Source organism: Spirosoma panaciterrae DSM 21099 (assembly GCF_000374025.1).
GTDB classification, from domain to species: Bacteria; Bacteroidota; Bacteroidia; order Cytophagales; family Spirosomataceae; genus Spirosoma; species Spirosoma panaciterrae.
Window position 1 is genome coordinate 202,042 of record NZ_KB893228.1, and the last position, 25,902, is coordinate 227,943.

The window sequence follows — 25,902 nt, forward strand, 5'->3', positions numbered from 1 at the left end:
ATGATGCTTTCGAAGAAAGCTTAGCTAACCAAATCAAAGTCAGTCACAAAAATCATAAAAATCCCGGTTCAGACTTACGGCACGTAGGTTTCCAGAACGGTCATGTCACCGTCGGGGACGAGAGTTACCTGGTTGATGGAAGCCGGAATCAGGGCGCACTGGCCCATTTTGAGCGATACACTGTAGCCCCCCGTCGTTTCGATGGTTAAGCCCCCGCCTACGCAGATCAGGATAACGAACGAGTCAATGTGGGTGTAATCGTGCGCCACTTCCTGATTGAAATTCAGCACGTTCGTTACGAAATAGTCACTCTTAACGGCGTTGACACTTTCGTTTAGTTTCTTGTCATACTGGGTTTTGTATTGCCCATAGTAGTGGTAATCAATTGCATCGACCGCCTGTTCGGTATGAAGTTCGCGCTTTTGCCCGGTTGTGGCATCCACCCGGTCGAAGTCATAAATCCGGTAGGTTGTATCAGAGGTCTGCTGGATTTCGGCCAGTAATAGCCCCTTACCAATGTAGTGAACCCGACCTGCCGGCAGGAAAAATACATCGCCCGGCTGAGCGGTTTCGATATTAAGCAGGTCCTGAATCGTGTTGTCCGCAACGGCTTTTACATACTCGTCTTTCGTGACTTCGCGATTGAAACCAGAGTTCAGCCTGGCCCCTGTGTCAGCCTGCATGATGTACCACATCTCGGTTTTGCCGAAGCCCGTTCCCCGCTCCTTCGCCAAGGCATCGTCTGGATGCACCTGAATCGACAGATCGTCGTTGGCATCGATAAATTTGATCAGTAGTGGAAAACGGTTTCCATACTGGGCATATACATGCTCGCCAACCAGTTTTTCCTTGTACTGCTCTACCAGCTCATGCAGCGATTTTCCCTGTAAGCTACCTTCTTTGACAATTGACTCATTCCCCTCCACATCCGATACTTCCCAGGTTTCGCCACAATTGGGCAGTGGCGCAAAGTCTTTGTCAAGTATGGTTTTAATTTTCTGTCCACCCCATATTTTGTCTTTAAAAATGGTTTCGAAGGTTAGCGGATACAACATGAGTAGCGATTGATGAATAAACTATGATAAACCGAATAATTAACCGCCAAGGTACAGCATTTGTTGGTTGAGGGCAATTAGGCCCTCCATGAGGCAAAAATTTATCTATTAACAGGTAGATAAGTCACCCTGACTCGTTTATTAGAAACAGACAATAAGCATCTGAATCACCGTATCTTACCCTATTAGCAAACAGCCGCTTTGGTGTTCAGGCCGAAGCGAACATTTTAATAACGGCATGAAACCCTATTGGTTGGTTGGTATTCTGGGGGCTCTTCTGCTAGCAGCCTTTACCTTACGCGGACTTTTCTCGTCCGAGAAGATTAGCTATAACCAGCATATTCGCCCGATTTTCAACGCCAAATGCATTACCTGCCATGGCGGCATCAAGCAAAGTGGCGGCTTTAGTCTGTTGTTTCGGGAAGATGCATTAGGCAAAGCGAAGTCAGGTAAATACGCCATTGTGCCAGGCCATGCCGACGAATCGGAACTAGTCAGACGGCTGGTGATCGATGACCCCGAACTACGGATGCCGCTTGAGCATGAGCCCCTGACAAAGCAGGAAGTCGATCTGATTCGCACCTGGATCGATCAGGGAGCCGAATGGGAAGACCACTGGGCCTATATCCCCCCCGACCGGAGCATAACCCCGCCCAACACAGGTGATTCCTTTGCAAAAAACGGGATTGATCGCTTCGTTTATGACCGCCTGCAGCAGGAAGGGCTTAGTCCCTCGCCCGAAGCCGATAAAGCTACCCTTCTGCGCCGGGTGAGCCTGGATTTGACAGGCTTGTCCCCCACGGCTCAGGAAGCGGCTGATTTTTTAAAAGACAACGCCCCAAATGCCTACGAAAAACTGGTCGATAAGCTCATTCAATCACCCCGTTTTGGCGAACGCTGGGCATCCATGTGGCTCGATCTGGCCCGTTATGCCGACTCGAAGGGGTATGAAAAAGACCTTGAACGCAGCATCTGGCTTTACCGCGACTGGGTCATCCGGGCCTTCAATCAGGATATGCCGTTCGATCAGTTTACGATTGACCAACTGGCGGGCGATCTGCTTCCTGCCCATACTCCCTTAGCCGCCGATAACCACCTGATCGCAACGGCGTTTCACCGCAATACCATGTCGAACGACGAGGGTGGTACCAATGACGAAGAATTCCGAAATATGGCCCTGATCGATCGGGTCAGTACAACCTGGGAAGTATGGCAGGGCACTACAATGGCTTGCGTACAATGCCACAGCCACCCTTACGATCCCATTCGGCAAGAGGAATTTTATAAGTTTTTTGCGTACTTCAACAACAGTCAGGATGCCGATCTGTATAACGAAAAACCCAAACTGTACACCTTTACGCCCGAAAACGAGCAAAAAGTAAAACAGCTCATGGCCTGGATCAATACGCGGTCCAGCTCTCCGACCATCAAGCCAGCCAACCCGTCGTTAAATCTGAATCTACAGCGTCAGGACTTACTGAGCCAGCTTGGTTACCGGAAAATAGAGGCTGAGGATTTCGACAGCACCAGCCGCCACATTGAACTGTACGACAACCAGACCACTATTATGCAGACGACCGAAGGGGCCTTCTGCATGTATAATGATGTGGATTTAACCAACGTGTCTAGTGTTACCTATCGCTACACGACGTCATTCCCCTCTTTTGTTGAACTGCATCTCGACCGGCCTGATGGACTGCTCATCAGTCGCGCACACGTACCCGCCACGCAGGAGGGCGATCCGGGAGCCTGGTACAAATGGAAAACGTTTGGCACCTTTCGCGCACCTGTCCAAAAAACGACTGGTCGGCACGCGCTGTTTGTCGTGTTCCGCAAGGATAAAGAGTTCCGAAGCGACCTGCTCCACGTCGACTGGCTACAACTGGGCGTTGCCAATGCCCCCATCGATCACAACCCCGAACTTCACCAGCTAGTCGATTCATTAGCTGCCGTACCCGCCATTTCGACCCCCGTGATTCTCGAACGGCCAATCAGCCGGAGCCGTAAAACGAGTGTATTTATCCGGGGCAACTGGCTCACCAAAGGCAAACCAGTCAATCCCGATGTGCCGCATTCGATTCGTCGGGCGGCTACTCAACCGATGGAAAATCGGCTGCAAATGGCCCACTGGCTGGTTGGTCGCGACAATCCGCTTACGGCACGGGTGATGGTGAATCGGTTTTGGGAGCAGCTTTTCGGGTATGGTCTGGTCGAAACTCTGGAAGATTTCGGAACGATGGGCGCTAAGCCTACTCACCCGGAATTGCTCGATTGGCTGGCCGTTCGGTTTCAGGATGAGTACAAATGGAGTGTTAAAAAGCTGTTGCGCGATATGGTGCTTTCAGCTACTTATCGGCAGTCGGCCCTGGTTTCGCCCGAACTTCAGAAAAAAGACCCGCGCAATCTGCTTCTGGCGCGTGGCCCCCGGGTTCGCCTGACAGCCGAGCAAATCCGCGATCAGGCGCTGGCTGTCAGTGGTCTGCTCAACGATAAACTATACGGTCCCAGTGTCCGGCCCTTTAACCCAACGAATGGCTCCTGGAAAGAGGAAAAACCCGACAATCGCCATCGTAGAGCCTTGTATACGTTCTGGCAGCGGACCAACCCGTACCCATCTATGGTTACCTTCGATACGCCCCAGCGAAATCTGTGCGTATCCCGACGGGTGCGGACCAACACCCCTTTACAGGCGCTGATTACGCTCAACGACACAGTCTATACGGAAGCGGCTCATGGGCTGGCTTCGTTTATGAGTCGGCAAAAGGGCAATTTACCCCAGAAGCTTACGGCGGGCTATCAGCAGGTGATGTACCGTAAACCGTCGGACGAAAAACTGACCTTGCTGGAAAAATTCTATACGGACGCTCTTCATCTGAATACGCAAAAAAAGCACTCCAAAACCCTCCCATCAACGCAAACCCCTGAGTTTGGTGCGCTATCGATGGTGGCGAATGTACTGTTGAACCTGGACGAAACACTAACCAAATGAAACGACTCACCCTCTTCGATGAGGCCGTATTGAATCAGGCCACGTTCAACACCCGACGGCATTTTCTGAAACAGTGCACGTCGGGTTTAGGCTCGCTGGCGATGCTGTCGATGCTGGAAAGTTGTGGGTTCGGAAGTCCACAAACAACCAACGACAACCCGTTGAAACCACTGAGCCCTATCCAGTCGCCCAAAGCGAAGCGGGTATTGTTTATGCACATGGAGGGCGCACCGTCACAACTGGAGTTATTTGATTATAAACCTGAACTGGCTAAGCTGGATGGGCAGCTCTGCCCTCCATCATTGCTGGAAGGAAAACGGTTTGCGTTCATCAAAGGGGTTCCGAAAATGCTGGGGCCTCAGTCCTGTTTTGAGCAGCATGGTCAATCGGGAGCCTGGCTTTCCGATTATTTCCAGCACTGGCCCAAGATCGTCGATGAGCTTACATTTCTGAAGGCCATGCATACCGACGAGTTCAATCATGCGCCTGCTCAGTTGTTTATGCATACGGGTAGTCCACGGTTAGGTCGCCCCAGTCTGGGCGCATGGGTCACGTACGGTCTAGGGTCCGAAAACCAGAACTTGCCGGGCTATGTGGTGCTGGTATCAGGTCAGGAACCCAGCGCGGGAAAATCCGTTTGGGGAAGCGGCTTCCTGCCTACAGTGTATCAGGGCGTACAATGCCGATCGATGGGCGAACCCGTACTCTACATCAAAAACCCGGCGGAAGTCAGCGATAGCCTTCGCAAAAAATCCATCGAGGTCATCAACCAGATCAACGAACTGGAACATCAGGAAATTGGTGACCCCGAAATCCTGAGCCGGATTTCGCAGTATGAACTGGCTTACCGTATGCAATCGGAAGTACCCGAAACGATGGACATTACCGATGAGCCCCAATGGGTACAGGACTGGTACGGTGCCAAACCGGGCGAAGCATCCTTTGCCAACAACTGTCTGCTGGCCCGCAAACTGCTCGAAAAAGGCGTCCGATTCGTCCAGCTTTTTGATCGGCGCTGGGACTCGCACGGCACCGACGCAGGAAGTGGTGTTGGCGACGGTCTGCGCCGTAATATTCAAGTTATCGACAAGCCCGTTACAGCTTTGATTCAGGATCTGAAACAGCGCGGTCTACTCGACGATACGCTGGTGGTCTGGGGTGGAGAATTTGGGCGTACCCCTATGATGGAGAATCGGGCAGGGGACAACGATTCCCCCTTCAAAGGGCGTGATCATCATATCGATGCTTTTACGATGTGGATGGCGGGTGGTGGTATTAAAGCCGGTTATTCTCATGGCGAAACCGACGAAATTGGCTATTACGGTGTTCGCAATAAAACCCACATTCACGACCTACAGGCCACGATCCTGCATGTACTCGGTTTCGATCACGAAAAATTCACGTTCCCTTTCCAGGGCCGCAACTTCCGGCTCACTGATGTTCACGGTAAAGTTATTCACGACATTCTTGCCTAACCTGACCGTACACCTGCACTGATAATTATCAGGATTATACCTGTATCCGCTCATAATACCGGCCTAAGCATTGCCCTTCCTTTGTATTGTCAACACGAATTAAAGGTATTCATGGAAGGTGTTTAAACGACGCTTTCCCCAACAACAAGGTTATGGATCAGGACTTAGCAGGAAAAACAGCATTGGTAACCGGAGCCGCTTCGGGTATTGGCAAAGCTACCGCCATCTTATACGCTCAACATGGCGCACATGTAATGCTGTCGGACGTCGATGAGGTACAGGGCCAGCAGGTGGCCGAAGAAATACTGGCGAGTGGAGCCAAGGCTCGGTTTTTCAAAGCGGATGTAGGCGATCCAGCGCAATGCCGCCAGTTGGTACAGGAAACAGTCGAGACCTTTGGCAGACTTGATATTGCCTTCAACAACGCGGGCATTGGTGGCGAAATGAATGCGACTGGCGATTACTCGATTGAAGGCTGGAACCACATCATCAACATCAACCTCAACAGTGTTTTTTACTGCCTGAAATACGAACTGGAAGCTATCCTTAGCCAGAATACGGGCGGCTCCATCATCAATATGGCCTCGATTTTGGGGCAGGTCGGTACGGCTTCGGCGCCTGGTTATGTGGCGGCTAAACACGGTATTCTGGGCTTGACCCAAACGGCCGCTATCGAATACGCCCAGAAAGGCATTCGGATCAATTCGGTTGGACCTGGCTATATCGACACACCTTTGCTGCGCATATTACCCGACGAAGCCCGTCAGGCAGTGGCTGCGCTTCACCCCATTGGTCGATTGGGTCGGTCAGAAGAAGTGGCCGAACTGGTAGTCTGGCTTTCGTCGGATAAGGCTTCGTTTGTAACGGGCTCCTACTATCCCGTCGATGGTGGTTATCTGGCCCAGTAAATTTCCAAAAGCAATACCCATCAGAAGGTTAGACCCTTTTGATGGGTATTGCTTTTTTTTGATTACTTACCCATTTCACGCTGCAAGGCGTCGATGGCAGCCGTTAGATACACCATCGGTGCATTCCAGTTGATGGCTATTTCGTTCGATGCATACGAGCAGGACTGATCCAGGTAAACTTCGTCGGCGATAGTGGTCGTATAGCCCGAACACTTATCCTGCCGGGCGGCATTGGCATTGGTACCACCCGACAACAAACCCGGCACAGGTGCTTCGATACCATCGGCTACCGAAGGGCGGTGGTGCGGATTCAGGGTTGATTTATGCCCAAAACCCGTTAAAAATGAGTAGCCAACAGCATTACGGCCCAACAGATAATCAAGATTGGTTAGGGCGTAGGTTAGGTATTTTTTATCCGATGTGAGTCGATAGGCCTGAATCAAGGCAATGCCCTGATTAGCCGCAACGGAACTGCTGCCCCAAATAAAATCTTTCGCCGATTTACCCATAACCGTACCGAATGCCTGTTCGTTGGCCCCATCAATCAATTCATCGGCCAGCTTCAGAATATGCTTTCTGGCCGCAACGAGTTCGGTTCGATTTTGTACGGCCTTGTCTTTAGCAAAGCGAGCCAGGGTGTAATAGGCCAGCGTCCGTACCTGAGGCCAGGCGGGCAGGGGTGTATTATCGTCGGGGAATAGGTTTATGGCGGTTGCATAAGCCTCCTTTTTCGTCGTGACAAACAATTCAGCAGCCGCCCAAATCCATTCGTCGCTGGCGTTTCGGTCCTCGTAGCTTCCGGTGGTCACGTCGGGGTCGAATTGTTTGTTCATGTCGTTTTGCCGATAATACAGCTCCGGGTTCTTTTGTGCCCATTGCCAGGCTGTTTCAGCGGCTGTCAGGCAGGAGTCGGCTAGCCCGGGCAATTCACGCACAAAAGGTTTATATACACGGGCTGCCTGAGCCATCACGGCAGCAAAGTCGAGCGTGGCGGTTATACTCTTCTGAACAACGTAACGATCTTTAGTGGCTTTATCGGGCATCACCATGCCATCAAACCCGGCATTGGTGAGTTTATGATACACACCGCCATCGGCCGGGTCCTGCATGGTCAGCATCCAGCGTAAATTCCACAGAGTTTCATCCAGCAAATCGGGAATGGCGTTCGTACTTTCAGGAATATTTGTTTTCAGCGATCGACAATAGGCCGGAAAATCTTCGTACAGTGACAGAAGCGTGCCCATCGTAATACCCGAATTGACGATATACTTATTGTAATCGCCCGCATCGTACCAGCCACGGGGGGATGAAATAATCGTTCCCACGGGCCGACTGGCCGAAGCCGCCGATGGATGAATCAACACCCGCGTATCGGGATGGCCTGCCGGCCGACTCCATTTACCAGCATAGGTTGCGGATAAATCAACGGATACACGCTGGTAATAAAATCCTTTCAGCGAGCCAATAGCTGCTGCCCGGTGTACATCGGGTTCAATCCGAAAGGGGGCCGATTGCCCTACCCCCGGAATATGGACAACAAACGTACCTGTCGTTTTCAGAACGGAGAAATCAGCCGTGAGCGTCTTTTTTCCAGAAATAGCGTTTGTACGGGGCAGGCTCAGCCCCCCTTTAAACACGACCTTTTTACCATCCGGCGTTCTGATCTCGAATGCCCCGGATGCCTGTCCAACAACAATAGCAATCTTGGGTGCGCCAGGGTAAAAACCAAGCTGGTTGAGCCGAATCGAGTCCGATAAAGATTGCGCGGATACGTTTAGCAGGTTCCCCAAAAGGAGGGCCGTCAGCACCATGGTAGATTGAACGTTCACCAGCAGCTAGTAAGAGGTTTATACATCTCCCGAAAAGCGAAACTTTCCGGGAGACCAGGAGCTTTTTTTACTCCCTCGACGATGCTTTATAAACACCCACTTCAGCTAACTCTACTGGTCCATTCGCGTTATTAATGAACAAACGAAGCTTCGTTGATTTTATAGCCGGAAATCGTAATAGTCGTTTATAACCGACAGTCGTAAAGGTTTGGATGGGTTGCCAATTGGAGCCATTCCAATACTCGACCCGACCACTGGCAATTCGCTGGCCATTGGCAATATTTTCCTGAATCGAAATCCGGTCGAACTCCGCTTCTTTCCCCAACTCAATAACCAGGGGCTGATTGGCCGACAGGGTCGTAAACGTAGCCAATTTTTTATCGGTTAGCTTGGGCTGTTTGACCACCAGATTGGTCTTGAAGGTTTCATCCAGAATACTCCGAAACTCTTTCAAACTGGCCAGGTCAGGTTCTGAAAATAAGCCTTCACGATTTGGCGGTACATTTAGCAACAGCAAACTATTTCGCCCAACCGACTGGTAATACAAATTCACCAGGTTCTTTCCCGAACGCACTTTGGTATCTTCGGCGGCATGATAAAACCAGCCGGGTCGGATGGATACGTCGGTTTCGGCGGGCACCCACTGTTTTCCGGCGGCATCGCCCCGGTTGAGGTATTTTGAGTCGGCAACGCCTGGAGCCAGGCCCTCGGTATTGATGGTCGACCAGCAGGTTTCGCCCGCATTCCCCGCTTCGTTTCCTACCCAGCGTACATCGGGTCCGGCATCCGAAAACATAACCGCATTCGGTTGCAGCTCCCGAACTAGTGCCCAGTAACCGGCAAAATCGTAGGTCATGTCTTTGGCATTTTCACCTTTAGCTCCGTCGAACCAAACCTCCGATACAGGCCCATAGTTGGTCAGTAACTCCCGAAGCTGGCTTTTGTAATAGTCGTTGTACGCGGCTGTACCATAGCGAGGCTCGTGACGATCCCAGGGCGATAGATATACGCCGAATTTCAGCCCAAACTCCCGGCAGGCATCCGCAACTTCTTTTACCACGTCGCCTTTTCCGTTCTTCCAGGGGCTGTTTTTAACGGAATGTTCCGTCATTTTGGATGGCCACAAGCAAAACCCATCGTGGTGTTTGGCTGTTATGATCGCCATTTTAAAACCAGCGTCTTTCAGCGCCTTGATCCACTGCCGGGTATCGAGTTTGGTAGGATTGAAAATAGCCGGGCTTTCGGTCCCGTCGCCCCATTCCTTATCCGTAAAAGTGTTGACTGTAAAGTGCAGAAAAGCCGTGGTTTCGAGGGGTTGCCAGGCCAGTTGGCGGGGGGTGGGTTTGGGCTGTGCATTAGCAATGACTACGCTCAATAACACTATGAAACCCGTAAAAAAAGAATGACGCATAAACGAATAGAACTAGTAACCAGCGATTATTTTTGGCTATAAAAGTACCCAAAAATAATCGCTAAACGCTGAGGTCACTGCATTTACACCACTTGTTCCAGCATCTGAATGTAGCCTTGTACGCCTTCGGCAATTTCACGCAGATAAATAAATTCGTCGGCCGAGTGAGAACGCCCCGAGTGTCCGGGGCCACATTTGAGCGACGGACAACTTAAGAGTGCCTGATCGGAGGTTGTTGGCGAGCCATATGTATGTCGCCCAAGTGCCAGCCCCGCCTTCACAATCGGGTGATCGGCGGGTATACTGGATGGTTTCAGCCGGATCGAACGTGGCTTTACTTCTGCCTGAATGTGCGACTGGATGGTTTCGATCACGTCTTCAAGTGTGTACTGCTCCGTAACCCGAACATCGATGGTGTAGGTACAGGTATCCGGTACCACGTTATGCTGCGTTCCGGCATTGATGATGGTAACCGATAGCTTGATTGGCCCTAACGTTGGCGATACTTTGGGGAACTGATAAGTTGTCAACCAGTTAATATCCTGGATGGCTTTGTAGATCGCATTTTCGCCTTCATTACGAGCCGCATGCCCACTTACCCCGTGTGCTGTACAATCGAGCACGAGCAATCCTTTTTCGGCAATCGCCAACTGCATTTCGGTCGGTTCGCCCACAATTGCAAAATCAATGGGTGGCAATAGCGGCAATATCAGTTCCAGGCCATCACGCCCCGAAATTTCTTCTTCGGCCGTGGCCGCTATCACCACATTGTACGCCATATCCGGGCGACTGTAAAAATAGACAAAGGTTGCCAGCAGCGATACCAGACAACCGCCTGCATCATTACTTCCCAGGCCAAACAATTTCCCGTCCTCCTCCAGAGGGGTAAACGGGTCTAGCGTCCAGGATTTATTGGGTTTAACCGTATCGTGATGCGAATTCAGCAGCAATGTTGGCTTAGCCGGATCAAAGTATTGATTCTGAGCCCACACGTTGTTTTTCAGACGTTGATAAGGAATCTGTTTTTCCTGAAAAAAGGCTTCGATAAGAGCCGCTGTCTGGGCCTCTTCCCGACTGAATGAAGGGGTGGCAATCAGTCGTTTGAGCAAAGCGAGAGCTTCTGCCGAAAGAGTAGCCTGCGTGGGGTTATTCGCGGTTAGCTGAGACATAGAAAAGAGCATTGGCCACTCAAAGATACGACCAATGGTTGATAAGCAGCCAGAATCAGCCAGATACTGCATAGATGATTCTTATCAAGACCGAGATCGATCCGACCAGATGCCCGTACGTATGTTCTGACTAGCCTTCGTAATATTTTACCCCTTTTTCCCGCAAAAACGCTTTGATTACGTCGACGTGTACGCAGCGGCCTACATTCAGAAATGGGTAGTTCGAAACCCGCCGTTTCCGGCCATTGACCAGTACTTCGTGGTCTTCGATGTCGAATCCAAGATGGAGGTGGCTGGTAGCCGACTGCATACCAAAAATAAGCCCGTTCATATCGAAAAGCGGGCCGCCACTCTGGCCACGCAACCCGGGCGTACTCATCTCGATACCGGGAAGCCCCCGATTATCCACCGTCAAACGAGTGACGATACCGTCGATCGGAAACGACGGCGATGACGCTCGCCCGACAACATACCATTCAATGTCGTCAATGGATGGATTGTACCGAAAGTTTGTAAACTCAGGAAATGGATAACCCAGTCTACACAAACTACGGCCCGGTTTTATACGCGATGTATCGCCCAGAAATGTAGCATAGGAGCTATAAAGTATACGTTTGTAGCCTTCAAACCGAAGTAGTGCCAGATCCTGAGTCGGATGTCGGTATATGTTCAGTCGCTGAAACTGATCAACACACCCAATAAAATTATTTCGAATGCGAATAATGGCGTCCGGACTTAGTTTGAATTTTGTCTCGAGCTGGCTAATCAGGTGATTCGCATTCTTCTCCCGAAGCACATCCCGGCGGGCCCCCTGAAACTCACGGTAGTTTTGAAAAATGGCATCTGCCTGCGCCACTAAGTCGGCTACGTGTTTGCAGGTTATGGCGCACGCTTCTTCATTCACAAAAAACAAGGTAGCCGTTCCGGGTATAATGCCATCATGCCCATACAGCCGGACAATCGAATGCAACGGGCGGGTAAATAAATCAACGCGTTCTATGGCGTCAACAAACATAATACGTCAGTAAATCGGTTATGGTACAAGTACGCAAATAAGGCTGCAAGTTAACCAATACAAACGCACTCAGGCACCCAATCACTAACCCATTCTATTTATTTTTGACTTTTACCTCCACCTCGACCGGCCCAACAGCTCTCTCTGGCAACGACCCAATCAGCAGAAGTCCGCCTGGGCGCATTTAGGGCGTTGATGCCGGTGCTCGACTACCGATGTTTAGCGGTTTAGCCCCGAAGAGTCCCGTATACCAAGCGGTCCTGAGGCTGTTGAGTCGGTCACTTGACCATTCGCATCTTCAATACTCTGTTTGGTGGCGGCCGATGTGTCTTCCATTGCGTTTGACTCTACCGTTCGGGTCGAATCCGTACTAACCCCATCGATACCGTTCTGATTTTGGCTGCATTTCTGAATTAAAAGCGCTAGAACCAGTACAGCGATGGCTATCATGGCCCAGCGCAACCAGCGCACGTTTTCGTGACGACGATCCCCTTCAGGACTTTTCGGAATGTTTGGATTAATGACGTTATTGCTGAAGTTGTCTGTACCCTGCACGTCAGTTTGTGGACCGTTGGGGGTTACAAGTTCGTCGAACCCCAGGAGGCCCCCTACCCCATCCAGTTCTTTGGGCAGCATCTGACGAAATTCCGTAGCCTGGCCCAGTAACAGGGTTTGTAGCCCTTCTGTGGTCAAGCCTTTTTCCTGCTCCTGACGCCCCAGAACCCCCATCAGAATGGTACCAGTCTGCGTCAGTACTTCCAGCACTGACTGCGGTTTAGCACCACTGTACAGGCTAATGAGTTCAGTAACTTTGGTAAGCTTATCGTCAAAAATATGCTCCAGAAAATCACGCCCGGGCGCTGTGTTCTCGGCGGTCACTAACGGGTTACCCGTCACCTGGCTCAGATCTAGCGGTGTGTTTCGGTAATCACTTTTATCTAAAAAATGAATAAGAGAAGCGGCCCCACCCGTAGCCTGAACCCGGCGAGTAAGTCCGCCCAAAAGCGTTGGCAAAACACCACCGATAACGTTCTGGATCGTAGCCGACGATTCGTTTAGTTCACTGCCAAACTGGTCAATTACAGCGGGGGTGAACTGTTCTCTCAGATATGAAATTAAATGAACGGCCATGAGTTAATCGTACGTTGAGATCAATACAACCACGCTTAGGCCGAAATGTTCTTTTTGTCAGGCATTTATAAATTTATAGGGCTGCCGGGTTAGGCTGTTGATCTATTAATAACAACAGCCTAACCCGACAGCCCTATACTTAGCTGAATTTAGAGCCCGGTTTTACAGTTGCGGAATCCGCAGAACCTGGTCGGGATAGATTTTGTCAGGATCGCTCAACATCGGTTTGTTGGCTTCGAAGATGATTCCGTATTTCATCGGATCGCCATATACCTCCTTCGCAATTTTCGACAGTGAATCTCCCGATTTTACGGTGTAGTATTTTCCTTCAGGAGCTGGTGTGTCTACGGTGAGCTGGTTATCAACAGCCGATACTCCCTCAACGTTACCCACAGCCAGTGCAATTTTCTCAGCATCTTCCTGAGTTTTTACCGACCCCGATATGGTAACCGTATCGCCTTTGGTTTTTACAGTCAGGCTATTATAGGCCAATCCAAGCTTCTTTACATGGTCGAGTAACGCCTGAGCCCGAACGGGTTCTACTTTCTCTGCCTGAACTGGATCAGGGGCAGCTTCCTCTTTGTGAAAAATTTTTTCGCCTACTCCTTTGAAAAACGATAAAAGACCCATTGGTTTAGAATGATTTAAAATGAAACATGCAGTAATGGTTGGCAAGTACGCGAACCCATCTCAGACAAACAACAGTTGTGGATATTGGTTTGTTTACTACCTTCCGGTCTATCATTTGCATTTGACGCAGAATGAGTCGTCTGGTAACAGAAAGCCGTTACTTTTACGTTCTTTTTTTACAATTTCTTATTATTCAAATAAACTATACACCCGAATGCATGCTGCTAGCCGATTTCGATGGGCACTTATAGTAACCGTAGTGGTTAGTATAAATGCCTGTACGAATAATGACATTGATCCGAATGGATCAAGCACAGGGACTCCGACTAAAGGTTCGGCTGATTTTACGAAATATGTGGCTGTAGGAAATTCCTTAACCTCTGGCTACGCCGACAATGGACTTTATCGCGACAGTCAGCTCAATTCATATCCGAACATTCTGGCAGGTCAGTTCAAAACAGTGGGTGGGGGCGATTTTATCCAGCCCCTATTCTCGGAGGCACAGGCTGCCGGGTCCGGTTATATCAAGTTGGTTAAAGTACCGAATCCATCCGATCCAACTTCACTGGCCAGTTCATTAGGGCAGGTAGCGCCAGCGGCCATTCGAGGTACAAGCCCGGGTGGTGGCGGCCCACTCTACACTAAATTTACAGGTACGAATCAGAATCTGGGCGTTCCTGGCATCCGGATGGCCGATCTGCTGTCGCCGGGTTATGGTTCCTCTCTAGGAAACCCGTACTTCGAGCGCCTGCTGCCCGACCAAAGCTCAACCACTTATTTCCAGTATGCCAGTGATAATCTGAACGGAGCCACGTTCTTTACCTGCTGGTTGGGCAACAACGATGCACTGGGGTATGCCTTGGCCGGTGGGGTAAGCGCCGATAACCTGACTTCTACGACGCTCTTCACGACAAACTTTACGGCCATCATGAACAAACTGACCGAAGGCGGTCGGAAGGGTGTCGTGATCGGTATTCCTACCGTTACAATGACTCCTTATTTTACGACCGCTACCGATCAGATCAATGCGTTGCTGAAGGTACAGGGGCTATCAGGACTGGCAATCAGCTCTAAATCGGCTCCCGGGGGCGTACGCCTGTCAGGAGCGGGTGATTATTTTTTACTTTCTATTGCCTCAGTTCTTAACAGCTTCATTGCCAAAGGGGTTGGGCTTAGCGCATCCAATCCGGTACCTGACCAGTATGTGCTGGACGCCAGTGAAGTAAGCACGCTGAACACGCGCATCAATGAATTCAATACCATTATGAAAACCCAGGCCGATGCCAAAGGGCTGGTCTACGTCGATGTAAACCCTATTTTTCAGCAACTGGCACAAACCGGCGGCTACAAACTTAATGGCATTACATATTCGACGGTCTTCATTCAGGGAGGTGTTTTCAGCCTGGATGGTATTCACCTGACCCCCGCCGGCTATGCTATGGTAGCCAACGAAATCATAAAAGGCATAAATACGAAATACGGTTCAACTATTCCTCAGGTCAATCCAGCCAACTACCGTCGGGTGTTGCTGCAACAATAAATCTATGAGATTTTACCCGCTTTCATTCGCTCTGTTACTCAGCCTGACCACATCGGTAATAATGGCGCAGACTTCTGGCCGTAGTATCGAACTCGGAATCAAAGGAGGAGGAACGTTTACGCATGGTTTTACCACGGTTCCGGGTCAAACGATAGGTAGCGTTAAAGTACCTGACCTGGAAAATAAAAACAATGGTATTGGGTATGGGTATTCCGGAGGTCTATGGGCTCGAAAGAATTTTGAGACGTTCTTCATTCAGGCCGAAGTAACTTACAACCGTTTCGTATTGAAACAGAAAGCAGCCATTACCGTCGATGTAAATGCCAATGCAGCCCTTGCCAATGCCTTGCCGGTAAGTGTACAGCCAGGCTTATTGAATGCCTCATTAAATGTAGTTTCTGAATCTATTCTGGAAGCCGTGGATGTACCCGTTCTGATCGGAAAACGCTGGATGAATGGAAAGCTTCGCGGGTATGCCGGACCTAACTTCATTTTCGTCCAGAAAGCAGAAGCCAATCGAACCACTAGTGGGGCCATTAACGCCAATTCGACCATCAATTTCCCGCAAACTGATATTCCAGCGACAACAGGCACAACCAACCTGCTCAATAAATATGAGGCCCAGAACCTGGAAGTAAAAGATTTTACGTACGCTCTGGAGTTGGGTGTAGGCTATACACCATTGCCGTTTCTGGACGTCGATGTTCGGTATGCTGCCCCCGTTGGAGGGGTTTATAAAGACAGCAGCATTAAGGGATTTCTGGGAATAGCTACCGTTTCGCTCGGCTTTAGGGTATTCTGATAGCGGGTAGCCATTGGTCGATAGTTTGTATTGATTTCCAGATACTGCTATCGACTGATGCCTATCGATCATTCGGCAATCAGTGCGTAGTTTAAACCCGAAGGCTGCAGTTGGTAACGCATCATACGATAACCACCCGAAGGCTCTGCATTTGCATCGCCATCCTGATAAACCGGATACTTTCTACACAAAATACTCTGTTCTACCCAAAGGCTATCGTGCCCCATATACCCGGCAGCAGCGGTCAATTGCCAGTTTGGGATTGTAATATCGGCTTTTCGCTCGGGTAGAAACTGCCAGGCATACACCCGACCAAACGAACCGCTCCCATAGCTGGTGCTATACAGGTATAATTCAGGAAACCGATTCCCATCCAGGTCGGCCACTTCAGCACCAACAACGGCCCCATCTACCCGCACCTGAAAATTGGTAAGCAGCAATTCGCCCCGGTACGCTTTAATGGTGGCTTGCCGTACACGTCCTGTATCGGAAGCTGTAACCGAAAAGGTGTAAATATTAAAACGTAGTTGCTTGCTGTACTGGGGGGCTACGATCAACGGATTCCCTGTACAAGTTGCCCCATCGGTTGAATACAATTTCGTAGCCACCTGCTGTAGCCTGCCTTGCCCCAGTTGGAGAAGCCCCAATAAACCCAGAAACAGACAACCTACTTGTATACCCATTGAATCCGCTGACGTTGTCAATTCATAACGACGCGAATTCAAAAATAGTTGAATTCACTGGTCAGGGATTCAGAAACGCTTCACCAATAGACGTTAACTCCAGCAAGTGAGGAAAGATGTGCAAAGTTTTTGCGGTAAGACTATATTCAACCCGTGGCGGCACTTCGTTGTAAGACTTTTTTTCGATAACGCCCAACTCGACCAGTGCTTTAAGTTCCTGTATCAAAACTTTCTCGCTCACTTCAGGAATCATGCGCCTAAGCTCGCCATACCGCCGGGCCTCGGTACCAATTTGATAAATAATATATAACCGCCACTTTCCACAAATGATATCTAATGTTTTCTTCAGGGCTGTATGGTTAAAAAAGTGGGGCTTGGGAGCGTTTATTGGTTCGTTCATGAGGAATCTTATTACTAACCTTTTGGTTAGTTAACTTACTGATTAAAAGGCACTTGCAACGTCATGAGCAAATATAGATATTTTAATTTAATCTGCACTACAAACTATATTTTGCCAAATTATTTGAGCTTAAATCGCATACAGTAACTCTTTGTTAGTCAACACAAAAATTAACGCACAAATTGTTAGCATATGGTCCTATGAGGATAAAACTGTAAAATCTATGTCCATAATTCCCTTCCAGCAGAATATAATTGATATACCTGGATTTGACTTTGATCTCTTTACGACCTAAGTGTTTATTAGCCTCTCTTCTGATCCATCAAACTTCTATACAATAGTGTCCAGAACAAGCGTAGCTGTTTTCTTTGCATAAGAATATGGAGCTACCGTTCGAGGCTGCCTTGTCTCCCTGCTCAGCAGAAATAACCTCTAAGAATGATTTTGTGAAAACATTGCTTGTGATAGCCGGACCAACAGCCGTTGGCAAAACGGCCCTGTGTGTTCGATTGGCAAAACGATTACAGACGGATGTCGTATCGGCCGATTCTCGCCAGCTATATCGTGAACTGAACATTGGTACGGCGAAACCGACATCGGACGAAATGGATGGTGTTCGGCATCATTTTATCAACTCTCATTCCATTACGGATGCCGTAAACGCTGGCCGATATGAACGGGAATGCCTGGCTGTATTAGCCGACTTGTTTCAACAAAAAGATGTCGTGATTTTATCGGGCGGGACTGGTTTATATATCAACGCTGTTTGTTTTGGCCTCGACGATATGCCCGTAGTAGATCCAACACTGCGTGAACGTTTGCTGAGCCGTCTGCAAAGAGAAGGGTTATCCACACTTCAGCAGGAGTTACGTCTGTTAGATCCGGTTTATGCCGAAACGGCCGACTTGCAGAACCCGATTCGGGTAACCAGAGCCCTTGAAGTATGTTTGTCGACTGGCCAACCGTATTCGTCGTTCCGGCGCAGGCAGGTAGCCGAGCGTCCATTTCAGCCAGTTATGGTTGCTCTTGAACGCCCACGCGACGAATTATATGCCCGTATTGACGCTCGTATGGAGGCCATGCTTGATGCTGGCCTGGTTGATGAAGTTCGTACGCTTACACCCTACCGCGATTTACCGGCCTTGCAAACGGTAGGCTATCAGGAAGTATTTCCTTATCTGGAAGGAACGTACGATTACGATGAAATGGTGCGTCTGCTCAAACGCAACTCCCGACGTTATGCCAAGCGGCAGCTAACCTGGTTTCGAAACCAGGGAAACTATATCTGGGTAGCCCCCGATGATGAAGAAAAAGTGATTAGGTGTATGATGTATGATGTATGATATAGGGTGTGTACACATCATACATCATACATCATACATCATACATCTAATTGTATCATCTACTGTGCCCGATAGGCCAGCATGCCACCAATTACATTACGGACGTTATTGAATCCATTCTGTTCCAGTATTTGCTGGGCCATACCACTCCGTTTACCAGAACGGCACAGAACAATCACCTCTTCATCCTGCAGGTCTTCGATCTCGTCCAGATTATAGGGCAGATCACCAAGTGGAATCAGTCGGACACCAATGTTGTCGGCTTCATATTCATGTGGTTCGCGCACATCGATCACATTGAGCGTTTCGCCTTTCTCAAGCCGTTCTTTCAGTTCCTGTACGGTAATATCCATAATCATCGATGGTCAGCAGTCGGTAGCCACCCGTACGTTATCCCTAACTGACAACGAATGACCATCGACCAATGACTTGATTTAATGTTGAATAATTAATTTCTGTACCACTGCCCGCTGGTCGACGAAAAGACGAATCAAGTAGAGGCCGTCGGGAAGGTGACTAAGATCTAACGTTTGTTGACCCCGACTTGGTTCGACTGACAATAAGGTTTGTCCACCTATATTGAGTACATCCAGGCGAGTGAGCCTGGTGTTGTCCCAGCGAATCAGGCCGGTAGTTGGGTTCGGGTAAGTCTGAAGCAGGCTTAACGGCTCGGGTTCTGTGGTGGGGGTCAGTATCCCTTTTTTATCCATCACAGGCCGAAGCATAAAAGCGCCGTTTATCTGGAAGGCTCCAATGGGTTTACCCGTATTATCCTTGCGTAGATTCTGCTCCCAGTTGGCTCCTCCATTATAGAATATATTTTCGCCAAACGGGCTATTCTTGTCAAATCCAATCCGTAATAAACTTGTATCTGCGCTGGCAATCTGCTGATAGCCCACATAAAAGGTATCCTGTACGATCACATTTTTTGTAAACTTATAATCGACAAATCCATTCCGGGTTGAAGGATATTGCATCGTAAACGATTGCTGATACAAGGCGATTCCAGGCTTTCCTTTGTTATTACCGTAAATGGTCAACACAAACGACTGGCCTGTTTGATCGGTTGTGAAAGGGACCAGACAGGCTCTGACTGCGCCAACCGTATCGGGCTTGTTCAGAGCAAACCGAACGGCTACCTGCTCACGCTGCCGGATTTGGTAGGCATATTCCCAGGCCCCATCATCGTAAGCATAATAATTATCGAGCACAGCTACTGATGAAATGGTATCGTTGCTGAGCAGCGTTTTCGGATTGGCGCTGAAAATCGGGTTTTGAGCATCGGCCGTTTCCAAATCGATTTCATAGCGTAACGACACTTTAGGCTGCGTCAGATCAACCGTTACGGTTGGCTTTACAGTTCGGCGCTGAAAGCCGTTGACAAACGTAGGCGCCGTAATGCTATTCTGCAACAGATTGCCCGTTAGCTCATCCCGTACAATAAACCGATGCGGTGTAGGGGTCGGGTTATTGATCAGGTTGTTAATGACAGTGCTCACCGTATCGGCTAGTTCGGCCTGCCCCTTCACTTTAAACTGCGCCATGGGCATGGCTGTATACCGTTTCAGCAAGGGAGTCAACGCCTGTTGTGTCGCAATGTCGATCATTTCCTTATCGTTCGCATTACGCCCTTTGTTCAAATACACATAATCGATATTCCAGGTGTCGAAAGGTCCGGAACGACGCCCATAGGTCCGGAACCGAAACGCAAAAGAACCATGCAGGTAATTGGCAGGAACCTGAACAAATGCCTGACTAAACACGGTATCGGCCTGCCCACCAGCCTTTGCCCAAATCGTTTTCCAGCTACCGGCCGCATCTTTAAACTGTACCGTCAGCGAATCGGCCGTTTGAATTACCAGCGTATCGATGTGAATCCACCGCGAGACACCACTTGCATCGACGTATGGTTTGTCGTAAGGTGATCGCTTTGTGGTCGAGGTGTCGGGCCGCTGAATTTGAAGCGCTCCCGGATCAGGCAGTTCGCCCAGCCCCTTTGCCTGCCAGTAAAAGCTCAGAAATACCCCACTGCTGGTAGTAAGCCCGGCCAGATTGATCGGTCTGGATTCGAGCGTATCCGTATACCCTTGTTCTAATGCCGCATTTCGCACGTAAGGGCGACCGTTGGCCTGTAGGCCATCGAAGGTGGCGACATTGATCGTCGGATGACCGATGGCCATCGTATTATTGATATAAACCCCACTACCGGCTACCCAGCGAGCCGGATCGGGCTGAGTTGATCCCGAACGGGCAGCTGCCGAAGCAAAATCATCAAAAAAAGGAAGCGACAAGGAGTTTTGGGCGCGGATATCCTGGCCAAATAAGTTGCAGGCAACCAGCAACAGGCCGCAAAAAAATTGACGGGAAACAGCTATGTATAGCAGACTACGTAACGAAATTCTCATTTAGCATTCGTACCGGAAAGCGTTTATTGATCCGGCTCAACTGGACCCACGACCCACAAATCCATTGCTTCACCAACGCGAATGCGTTCACCAGACCGGGCTTCGGGTCGTTGCCGAACCACTGTTCCAACTTCCTTCTCCGGGTCTTCAACAGAAATAATCGTGCCGACTTTCAGATTTGACCCCTGAATGGTCAGCTTGGCTTCGTCGAGCGGTAACCCTACAACGTTGGGTACCTCAAACATCGTACTTCCCAGCCCATCACCAACCTCAAGATCGATCATCGCGCCCTTTGGTACGGGCGTACCGGGTGCAATTTCTTTACCATTATACAGTTGCCGAAGCACCGAATTTTTCGCTACATCAGGCACATACGTTGTTTCGCCCTTTTCAAGGCCAAGAGATTTCAGATTTAGCTCGGCACTCCGAAGGGTTAAATCCTGCAGATTAGGCATGGATACCATAGGTGCCGTACGCTTGATAAGTGTTATGTATATTTTTCGCCCTTCTTTTACCTTGGCATTGGGCCGTGGGTATTGCTGAAAAACCGTTAGGGGCTGCCAGCCAGCTACATATGCAGAATCTATTTCGTAACGAAGCCCTCGATCTTCGAGTAGGTTCTGCATTTCTTCGAAGCTAAGCTTGGTTACATCGGGCACCGTTATCGTTTGCCCGTGATTAGTCGTAAAAGGTAGGTAAACAAAGAAAAACCCCAGGAACAAAACGACCAGCAGGGATGCGATAATGCCAATTTGAATCAGCAGGTCAGAGACGGTACGGGTGCTGATCTTGATCATTCAGGAGGTATAAGTCGGGTTAATAAAGTAAGTACAGAAAACGCCAGCGTAGTGAGAAATGCTCACTTTACTACGTCGCCAGCTACAAAATAAGCGTTTCCCAGCATTTTTTTGATATACTTTCCGACAATATCGAACTCAAGGTTGACCTTGGCTCCCACTGCAAGGTCGCGGAAGGTTGTATGCTCGTATGTGTACGGAATGATGGTGACCCGAAAACGATCGGGCTGCGAATTGAAAACGGTTAAACTAACCCCATTGATACAAATCGACCCTTTCTCGACCGTAATATTCCCGGACTCATCGGGTTCATACTGAAAATCGAACAGCCAGCTTCCGTTCATATCCTGCACATGGGTACATACACCCGTCTGATCGACATGCCCCTGAACAATATGCCCATCAAATCGTCCATGGGCAGGCATACAACGTTCCAGATTGACTCGATCACCTACTTTCAACTGACCAAGGTTGGTTTTCCTGAGGGTTTCGTCAACAGCCGTAACGGTATAACTCCCATCGCTCACACTGGTGACCGTCAGGCAGACGCCGTTATGGCTGACACTCTGATCAATTTTCAATTCGGAGGCCATGCCTGACTCCAATCGGAACGTAAGGTTTGTTCCTTCCGATTCGATGGCCGATATAGTGCCGGTTGTTTCAACAATACCTGTAAACATAAAGTCAATAGTCGATAGTCTTCACCGTCCCACTGGATCGGTTATAACTACTATGAACAGCGAACTACCGAACGGGGTTCGGCGAAACAGTTTTTGTTCAATTTCTGTGATGCGATAGAGTGTGTCATTTAGCCAGGGAGTAGGCAAGTACACATCCGATTGAGCCTCTTCAGCCTTACGCCACCCTATTGCCAATTGAAGTCGCTGCCATTGCCGCATTAGCAAAATTGGGATGGAAAGCGCGAAACTCCAATAGGTCGAGTCGATAATCCGCATACCCATCCCCGACATCATTTTGGCAAAATCACTCAATACAAACCTCCGAATAACCCCTACTGCAATGTCATGTTGCCCTTCAAAAGCGTTAAAAGCATTGTTGTTGCTCACGAGAATCCCCCCTGGTTTCAACCGTTGCCGCAAGGCCCGCACCAACGGAAATAAATCCGTATCGGTAAAATAGCAGAATACGTCATTGCAGATAATCGCATCATACTGATTATGGGGCTCAAAATGAGCCAGCTCGTTCAGATTCAGCGAGGTAACCGGCAGATTTCGTTGCCGACAAACAGCAATGGCGTCTGGCGACCCATCGATACCCCGCAAATCGGTATAGCCTTTCTTCCGCAGATACTCCAGCATGCCCCCCGTTCCGCAACCCGCATCCAGAATTTTTATTGTTTTCCGATCGCCAAATTGCTTACGCAGGGTGGTCTCTACCCGTTTGTGCAGGCTTCGATACCACCACAGCTGCCCTTCCAGCCGGGCCATTTTTTCAAATTCTTCCGAATGACCGATCATAAAGAAAGCGCCAGCAAGCGAAATAGGGAAACAGTAAGCGGAACACACGGGCATCTAGTCATTCACTCCCGCCCCCTTTCGTTCCTTTTCTACATAGGCGGGCATTCCGCTGTAAGCCATAAATAATTTACCCAGATACTCACCCAATACGCCTAAAAAGAGCATTTGTAAACTTACTCCCATTCCGATAGCCCATACAATAATGCCCCAATCAGGAATACTCAGTGATGGCGTGACCCACCCTACAAGTAGATATACCCCCAGTAAAAGGCTTATAGCAAACAGACCGGCACCCAACACCGTAAAAAGTCGGATCGGCCAGAGCGAGTACCCAATAAATACATTCAGGAATAAGCTGACCAATTTCCGGATCGTGTAGCTGGACCGCCCTTCGGTACGGGCATGGTGCGGCACTTCCACACTGGTTACGTGGCGCGTTACCCGAAAAATAAGGCCATCGATGTAGGGATAAGGCCCTTTATAGCGAATAATTTCATTGATCACCTCCCGTCGGATCAGCTTAAAACTCGAGAGGTATAACTCGCGAGGCTTTCCAATGGAGTAGGTTGTTAGTGTATTAACGAGCCAACTGCCCAGGTTTCTGAACCAGTGGTGCTCTTTCTGGGCGTAACGGCTGTAGACGACATCATAATTACCCTGCTCAGCAGTAGCTACAAGCGTCAGAATGGCCTCTGGCGGATTCTGAAAATCATCGTCGATGATCACGGCATATTTTCCGGCAACATGATTGAGCCCACACAGAACGGCATTGAATTCGCCAAAATTTTTTCGTAGCGACACAAACGTTACATTCGAATACCGACTCTCCAGTCGCTGGCATACGGCTTCTGACTCATCCCGACTGCCATCATTGACTAGCACAACGTCAAAATCCTGCCCCGACAGGCAATCCTGCAGACGCTCAACCAACGGCCCTATGGTTCGTTCGCTGTTGTAGACCGGGATAATGACAGAAAGCTTCATATAGACAAAAGCGGTATGTGATGAACAAGGAATAACAGGCTGTTGGTTAATTTGCTCTGTCAGTCGTTCACTCGGGCGCTAAATTCGTTAATCGACTCAATAATATAGGCAACTTCGGCATCAGTCAGGGATGGATTGAGCGGTAAGCTCAACACCTCCCGATGCAATTGCTCCGAAATTGGAAACGACAGATTTTCATACGATTCGTAGGCCCGCTGTTTATGCGGTGGAATCGGATAATGAACGTCGGTGCTGATACCTCGTTCACGCAGGTAAGTCTGCAATTGATCACGACGTGGGTGACGAATAACAAACAAATGCCAGACATCCTGCTCAATCTGATCGGCTGGGGGGAGGAGAATCTCGGGATTCCGAAGGCCATTCAGGTATTGGGTAGCCAATGCCCGTCTCCGCTTATTTTCGGCATCAAGACCAGGGAGTTTAGCCGATAAGATAGCTGCCTGAAACTCATCCAGGCGACTATTATGCCCCTGAAAATCATTGATATATTTTTTAGACGACCCATAGTTACGTAGGGCCCGTAAACGCTGAGCCAGGGCATCATCGTTGGTTGTAATGGCTCCAGCGTCACCAAGCGCCCCTAAATTCTTGCTTGGATAAAAGCTCCATCCGGCGGCATCGCCCAGATTCCCCGCCCGCTTCAGGTTATAGGAAGCCCCATGTGCCTGCGCGGCATCTTCAAGGATCTTCAAACCATATTGCTCGGCCAGCTTTCTGATAGGGTGCATATCACAACAACGGCCATACAGATGTACAACAATGATAGCCCTCGTTTGTGTGGTTATTGCCGCTTCAATTCGGGTAGGATCCAGTAAATAGGTTTGAGGGTCCGGTTCAACCAGCACAGGCGTCAAGCCAGCCAGCGTAACACTGAGTACGGATGCGATATAAGCATTCGATGCCACAATAACTTCGCTACCTGCCGGAAATTCCCAGGCTTTTAACACTAGTGTCAGCGCATCCAGACCGTTGGCTACACCAATACAATGCTTCGCCTGGCAATAGGCAGCAAACGCGGTTTCAAAGGTTTCTACCTCACGACCCAATACGTACCATCCCGATTTCAGGACTCGATCAGTGGCAGCCAGAATGGCAGACTCGTACGGTTCATTAACACGCTTGAGATCCAGAAAAGGAATCATTCGGAATCGGCCATAATCAGCCGACTATTGGGGTAAGGTTCGTAGATGTAATCGTCTTTGTCGTAGGTCTCATTCGACACAACCAGCAAAATAGCATCGCTGGAGAACTCGTCCATAATGTGCCAGTCTTCTGGTTCCAGCACTAAACATTGGCGAGGAGATGTCAACTGAAATGTCGTTTCTTCTTCTCCATTGTTGGAATAAACCCGACAGCTTCCATTCAAACATATGAGCGCGTTCCAGGCACGAATATGCCGATGGCCAGCCCGTGCTCCCTGCCCTGCTTCATAAATATAAAAAACACGCTGAATCACCCCTGGTATAATTTCTTCAAAAACGGTAAGATTGCCGTTCCCAGATGTGAATGTTTTTAATTCGTAAAGTTTAGCCATATTCGGAATAGTCGTTTCGACCGTGATGAAGAATGACAACGTCAGCGTCTAAAGGTATTAAAAAACCGTTAAAAGCCCAGAGACTGATTATGACGATATTGTAAATAAATCAACCTATGTGTTTAAGACAATGAAATAGGTATCGCAAGGGCGATATTACTAATTTAATTATAAATATTTACTAATCCGTTAGCAGTTAATTCTGCAATTCTTCAATTCCCAATAAATTTTCTATTGAACACTCTAAATAACCGTCCTTTAATTTCATCACCTTTGTGTAACACTTTGACCTAAAACATTTAT

At 49.1% G+C, this 25,902-nt stretch carries 23 protein-coding genes; 6 read left to right on the top strand and 17 right to left on the bottom strand.

The features are described from left to right. Window positions 1-74: 74 nt before the first annotated feature. Window positions 75-1,055 carry a type I phosphomannose isomerase catalytic subunit gene (locus B153_RS0130350; protein ID WP_020600521.1) on the bottom strand — a complete coding sequence of 327 codons (981 nt, stop codon included), beginning with the start codon at window positions 1,053-1,055 and terminating at the stop codon, window positions 75-77. A gap of 238 nt (window positions 1,056-1,293) precedes the next feature. Between B153_RS0130350 and B153_RS0130355 the strand changes: the two genes are divergently transcribed. The 3 genes from B153_RS0130355 to B153_RS0130365 all read left to right on the top strand — a co-directional run bounded on the left by B153_RS0130355 (window position 1,294) and on the right by B153_RS0130365 (window position 6,427). Next, the gene (locus B153_RS0130355) at window positions 1,294-4,044 is read left to right on the top strand and encodes a DUF1553 domain-containing protein (protein WP_020600522.1); all 2,751 of its coding nucleotides are present in this window, start codon (window positions 1,294-1,296) and stop codon (window positions 4,042-4,044) included. Continuing rightward, entirely contained in the window at window positions 4,041-5,519 is a 1,479-nt protein-coding gene (locus B153_RS0130360; RefSeq protein WP_020600523.1) for a DUF1501 domain-containing protein, read from the top strand. Before B153_RS0130355 ends, B153_RS0130360 begins: the two co-directional genes overlap by 4 nt. Before the next feature lie 152 nt (window positions 5,520-5,671). Beyond that, the gene (locus B153_RS0130365) at window positions 5,672-6,427 is read left to right on the top strand and encodes an SDR family NAD(P)-dependent oxidoreductase (protein ID WP_020600524.1); all 756 of its coding nucleotides are present in this window, start codon (window positions 5,672-5,674) and stop codon (window positions 6,425-6,427) included. 62 nt (window positions 6,428-6,489) lie between these two features. Here B153_RS0130365 and B153_RS0130370 read toward each other — a convergent pair whose 3' ends face one another. The 6 genes from B153_RS0130370 to lysM form a co-directional block, all read right to left on the bottom strand. Further along, window positions 6,490-8,238, bottom strand: coding sequence for a glycoside hydrolase family 9 protein (locus B153_RS0130370; protein ID WP_020600525.1), 1,749 nt, complete (start codon window positions 8,236-8,238; stop codon window positions 6,490-6,492). 85 nt (window positions 8,239-8,323) lie between these two features. Continuing rightward, a complete protein-coding gene (locus B153_RS0130375; RefSeq protein WP_020600526.1) occupies window positions 8,324-9,667 on the bottom strand; it encodes an alpha-L-fucosidase in 1,344 nt (447 codons plus the stop codon). An 83-nt stretch (window positions 9,668-9,750) separates the two neighbouring features. Then, entirely contained in the window at window positions 9,751-10,836 is a 1,086-nt protein-coding gene (locus B153_RS0130380; protein ID WP_026262571.1) for a M20 family metallo-hydrolase, read from the bottom strand. 130 nt (window positions 10,837-10,966) lie between these two features. After that, window positions 10,967-11,851 (bottom strand): S1 family peptidase, encoded by an 885-nt coding sequence (locus tag B153_RS0130385; RefSeq protein ID WP_020600528.1) that lies wholly within the window; start codon window positions 11,849-11,851, stop codon window positions 10,967-10,969. Window positions 11,852-12,070: 219 nt separating this feature from the next. Continuing rightward, window positions 12,071-12,982: a DUF937 domain-containing protein gene (locus B153_RS0130390; protein WP_020600529.1), complete on the bottom strand. Its 912-nt coding sequence runs from the start codon at window positions 12,980-12,982 to the stop codon at window positions 12,071-12,073. A gap of 162 nt (window positions 12,983-13,144) precedes the next feature. After that, window positions 13,145-13,612, bottom strand: coding sequence for a peptidoglycan-binding protein LysM (lysM, locus tag B153_RS0130395; RefSeq protein ID WP_020600530.1), 468 nt, complete (start codon window positions 13,610-13,612; stop codon window positions 13,145-13,147). A 214-nt stretch (window positions 13,613-13,826) separates the two neighbouring features. Here lysM and B153_RS0130400 point away from each other — a divergent pair, with 214 nt between their 5' ends. Together B153_RS0130400 and B153_RS0130405 are read left to right on the top strand one after the other, a co-directional pair. Beyond that, on the top strand, window positions 13,827-15,152 hold the full coding sequence (locus B153_RS0130400) for an SGNH/GDSL hydrolase family protein (protein ID WP_020600531.1): 1,326 nt from the start codon (window positions 13,827-13,829) through the stop codon (window positions 15,150-15,152). Between the two features lie 4 nt (window positions 15,153-15,156). Continuing rightward, on the top strand, window positions 15,157-15,954 hold the full coding sequence (locus B153_RS0130405; protein ID WP_020600532.1) for an outer membrane beta-barrel protein: 798 nt from the start codon (window positions 15,157-15,159) through the stop codon (window positions 15,952-15,954). 68 nt (window positions 15,955-16,022) lie between these two features. Here the strand turns inward: B153_RS0130405 and B153_RS0130410 are convergent, their stop codons facing one another. Beyond that, window positions 16,023-16,637: a PliI family lysozyme inhibitor of I-type lysozyme gene (locus B153_RS0130410; protein WP_020600533.1), complete on the bottom strand. Its 615-nt coding sequence runs from the start codon at window positions 16,635-16,637 to the stop codon at window positions 16,023-16,025. A 61-nt stretch (window positions 16,638-16,698) separates the two neighbouring features. Further along, window positions 16,699-17,037 (bottom strand): winged helix-turn-helix transcriptional regulator, encoded by a 339-nt coding sequence (locus B153_RS37025; RefSeq protein ID WP_020600534.1) that lies wholly within the window; start codon window positions 17,035-17,037, stop codon window positions 16,699-16,701. A 446-nt stretch (window positions 17,038-17,483) separates the two neighbouring features. On the opposite strand from B153_RS37025, the gene miaA reads away from it, so the two are divergent. Continuing rightward, window positions 17,484-18,380 (top strand): tRNA (adenosine(37)-N6)-dimethylallyltransferase MiaA, encoded by an 897-nt coding sequence (gene miaA, locus B153_RS0130420; RefSeq protein ID WP_040762372.1) that lies wholly within the window; start codon window positions 17,484-17,486, stop codon window positions 18,378-18,380. 59 nt (window positions 18,381-18,439) lie between these two features. Here miaA and B153_RS0130425 read toward each other — a convergent pair whose 3' ends face one another. From B153_RS0130425 to B153_RS0130460, 8 genes are all read right to left on the bottom strand, one after another. Further along, window positions 18,440-18,733: a rhodanese-like domain-containing protein gene (locus tag B153_RS0130425; protein ID WP_026262573.1), complete on the bottom strand. Its 294-nt coding sequence runs from the start codon at window positions 18,731-18,733 to the stop codon at window positions 18,440-18,442. 81 nt (window positions 18,734-18,814) lie between these two features. Next, window positions 18,815-20,785 (bottom strand): T9SS type A sorting domain-containing protein, encoded by a 1,971-nt coding sequence (locus B153_RS0130430; protein WP_020600537.1) that lies wholly within the window; start codon window positions 20,783-20,785, stop codon window positions 18,815-18,817. A gap of 23 nt (window positions 20,786-20,808) precedes the next feature. Further along, window positions 20,809-21,582 (bottom strand): PASTA domain-containing protein, encoded by a 774-nt coding sequence (locus B153_RS0130435; protein WP_020600538.1) that lies wholly within the window; start codon window positions 21,580-21,582, stop codon window positions 20,809-20,811. A 62-nt stretch (window positions 21,583-21,644) separates the two neighbouring features. Continuing rightward, on the bottom strand, window positions 21,645-22,262 hold the full coding sequence (locus tag B153_RS0130440; protein ID WP_020600539.1) for a riboflavin synthase: 618 nt from the start codon (window positions 22,260-22,262) through the stop codon (window positions 21,645-21,647). A gap of 21 nt (window positions 22,263-22,283) precedes the next feature. Beyond that, entirely contained in the window at window positions 22,284-23,060 is a 777-nt protein-coding gene (locus B153_RS0130445; protein WP_040762374.1) for a class I SAM-dependent DNA methyltransferase, read from the bottom strand. A 54-nt stretch (window positions 23,061-23,114) separates the two neighbouring features. Beyond that, window positions 23,115-24,044 (bottom strand): glycosyltransferase family 2 protein, encoded by a 930-nt coding sequence (locus tag B153_RS0130450; RefSeq protein ID WP_020600541.1) that lies wholly within the window; start codon window positions 24,042-24,044, stop codon window positions 23,115-23,117. A 59-nt stretch (window positions 24,045-24,103) separates the two neighbouring features. Beyond that, entirely contained in the window at window positions 24,104-25,207 is a 1,104-nt protein-coding gene (locus B153_RS0130455; RefSeq protein WP_020600542.1) for a DegT/DnrJ/EryC1/StrS family aminotransferase, read from the bottom strand. Next, window positions 25,204-25,599, bottom strand: coding sequence for a sugar 3,4-ketoisomerase (locus B153_RS0130460; protein WP_020600543.1), 396 nt, complete (start codon window positions 25,597-25,599; stop codon window positions 25,204-25,206). Before B153_RS0130460 ends, B153_RS0130455 begins: the two co-directional genes overlap by 4 nt. Window positions 25,600-25,902 lie beyond the last annotated feature (303 nt).